Consider the following 308-nt stretch of genomic DNA (forward strand, 5'->3'; position numbering starts at 1 on the left):
TGAATCTGCAAGTTACCCGGTTGCAGGATGGTGCAAAAGTGCCAGTACATGTTGTGGCGGCGGGAAAGCTGGATTTTCAGCAGACTGCCAGCATGGTATGGCAGACGAATTGGAAAACGATGGACACTGCATATTTCCCGAATCGTGTTGCACTGAAAACAGAAGAACAGGAATTGCTGGGTTTGATGTCTTACTTCTGCGTTGATCGGTTTCTGGCATTAGAACTTGTCTATCTGGAAAGTCAGCCGGAAAGCATTTCAAATCTTCTGCATCAGAATGGACAGGAAAAGAAGTATCAGGGAATTGCA

Annotated in this window: 1 protein-coding gene; it reads left to right on the plus strand. The window is 45.8% G+C overall.

Annotation, left to right across the window (positions count from 1 at the left end):
- The coding region (locus tag P0G09_RS17945; RefSeq protein WP_275253348.1) for a hypothetical protein at positions 1–308 on the plus strand (308 nt) is incomplete at both ends.

Origin of the sequence: Faecalibacterium sp. DFI.5.82 (assembly GCF_029076575.1) — a bacterium.
Taxonomy (GTDB): domain Bacteria; phylum Bacillota; class Clostridia; order Oscillospirales; family Ruminococcaceae; genus Faecalibacterium; species Faecalibacterium duncaniae.